This is a genomic window from Rhizobacter sp., from assembly GCF_031412495.1.
Taxonomy (GTDB): domain Bacteria; phylum Pseudomonadota; class Gammaproteobacteria; order Burkholderiales; family Burkholderiaceae_C; genus Schlegelella_A.
On the sequence record NZ_JANODC010000300.1, the window covers coordinates 1 to 2,202 of the forward strand.

Genomic DNA, 2,202 nt, shown 5'->3' on the forward strand with positions numbered 1-2,202 from the left:
CACGGTACGCCGCCGCTTCGGAGACGCTCGGCGGCACCTGGGCCCGCGCGGGAAGAACGCACTGCATGACGGCGAGCCCGAGCGACGCCGCGGCGAGCCACCCGCGCAGCTGGAAGGGGCGGACCGACAGCACCGGCCTCATGCGCCGATCGCCTCGTCGACCCAGCGCCACGCGCCCGGCGCCAGGTCGTCGACCCGCACCGGCCCGAAGGCGCTGCGGTGCAGGGCCTCGACGCGGTTGCCGGCGGCCGCGACCATGCGCTTGACCTGGTGGTATTTGCCTTCGACGAGCGTGAGGCGCAGCGTCGAGGCCCCGATCGCCTCGCAGGCCTCGGCACGCACCGGCGCCGGATCGTCGTGCAGCACCACGCCTTCCTTCAGGCGCGCCAGCTGGCCCGCATCGACCGGGTGGACGCAGCGCACCTCGTAGACCTTGGGCACGTGGTGCTTGGGCGAGGTGAGGCGGTGGATCAGGCCGCCGTCGTCGGTGAAGAGGAGCACGCCGGTGGTGTCGGCGTCGAGGCGGCCGACCGCCTGCACGCCGCGCCGGCGCAGCGGCGCCGGCAGCAGGCTGTAGACGCTGGCGTGATGGCGCGTCTTCTGCGAGCACTCGTGGTCGGCCGGCTTGTTCATGACGAGGAGGGCGCGCTCGCGGTACGACCACGCTTCGCCGCGCACCGAAAAGGTCAGGCCATCGACCTCGAGGTCCTCGTGCGGATCGTCGCGGACCCGGCCCTCGATCGCGACCATGCCGGCGGCGATCAGGCCGGCGCACTCCCGTCGCGAGCCGAAGCCCTGGCTGAAGAGGAGCTGCGCCAGGGTCAAGACGTGAGCTCGAGGACGACGACGTGGTTGCCGGCGAGCGGCCAGGTGCGGCCGATGATGCGCTCGCCGTTGAACTCGCCCGCCACCGGCCGCGGCGTGGCGTCGGCGACCTTCAGGCGTGCCGTCGACACGCCGGCGACGCCGCTCGGGATCCCGGCCGGCGGGCTGGCGCCGTCGAGCACGATGCGGTCCCTCGGCACGCCGAAGTAGCCGCGCGGCCGGTTGAGGACGACCAGCGCCTGCGCGTCGCGGTCGGCGTCGGCGAGCCGCTCCGGGCGCAGGCTGACGATGGTGGACGAGCGCGGGAAGGGCGACCGGTAGACGTGCGTGGTCGCGTAGCCGGGCGCCGTGATGACGAACTCGTAGCTGGCCGCGCCGTCGGCGACGAACGGCCCCCAGCGGCCGTCGCTGCCGATCGTCTTCGCGTGCACCGCCGCGCCACTGCGCTCGCCGGTGGCCGACCGGGTCGCGAACACCTCGACCGCGGCACCGACCAGCGGCAGGTTGGTCGCGAAGTTGCCCTGACGGTTGTCGAGACCGAGGCCGCTGACCATGCCGTCGAGGACGACGCGCGCCTCGGGGACGACGGCGAGCGTGGCGGGGGCTCGGCCGGCGATGAAGCGGAAGGTGTGCTCGAAGGCCTGGGCGCTGAACGATGTCTCGCGGTGGTCGACGCCGGGCAGGACGATGTTCTCGGCGCCCTTCAGCGCCGGTCCGTCGAACGTCACGTTCGTCGGCGTGCCGCGGGCGCCGATCCAGACGCCGTCGGGCTGGGCGAACTTGTCGTTGTTGTCGGAGCGGATCGTCATCCAGGCGATGCCCGGCTGGACCTCGCGGCCGTCCGCGCCCGGCGGCGAGTTGAGCGCGGTGAGGAAAGGCCCGGCGCCGTTGAACTCGTTGCCGAGGCGCGAGCGCGGATCGGCGAAGACGCCATGGTTCGGCACGCCGCCGAGAACCACGTGCGAGACGACCGCGGCGCCGCCGCCGTTGGCGATGAAGTTGCGGATCGCATAGCCGCCGCGCGAGTTGCCGACGAGCGCGACGCGGCTCGCGCCGGTGGCGGCGAGCACCTTCTTAACCTCGGCCGCGAGGGCCGCCATGTGCTCCGCGGTCGAGCTGCGGCCCGGCTGTTCCCGGGCATCGTCGTCGCGGGCCAGCGGATAGGGGATCTCCATCGCGTGCAGCCGCTCGCGTGGCCAGCCGTTCGACTCGAAGCGCCACAGCGTCGTGATCCAGAGTCCGGCGGTGTCGCCGTTGCCGGGGACGAAGACGATCGGCGGCAGCGTGGCAGCGGCGGGGCCAGCGGCGCAGCCGACGAGCGGTGCGGCGCACGCTGCGGCAGCGGTGACGAGGACGTCGCGGCGGTTGGGCCGGTCG

Annotated in this window: 2 protein-coding genes; both read right to left on the bottom strand. The window is 73.6% G+C overall.

Annotation, left to right across the window (positions count from 1 at the left end; all coding sequences use genetic code 11):
• Positions 1-138: 138 nt before the first annotated feature.
• Entirely contained in the window at positions 139-825 is a 687-nt protein-coding gene (locus AC30N0_RS11240; protein WP_489518001.1) for a pseudouridine synthase, read from the bottom strand.
• Positions 822-2,202, bottom strand: a 1,381-nt coding sequence (locus AC30N0_RS11245) for a twin-arginine translocation pathway signal (protein ID WP_489518002.1), incomplete at its 5' end; no start/stop codon positions are given. The genes AC30N0_RS11245 and AC30N0_RS11240, both read right to left, overlap by 4 nt.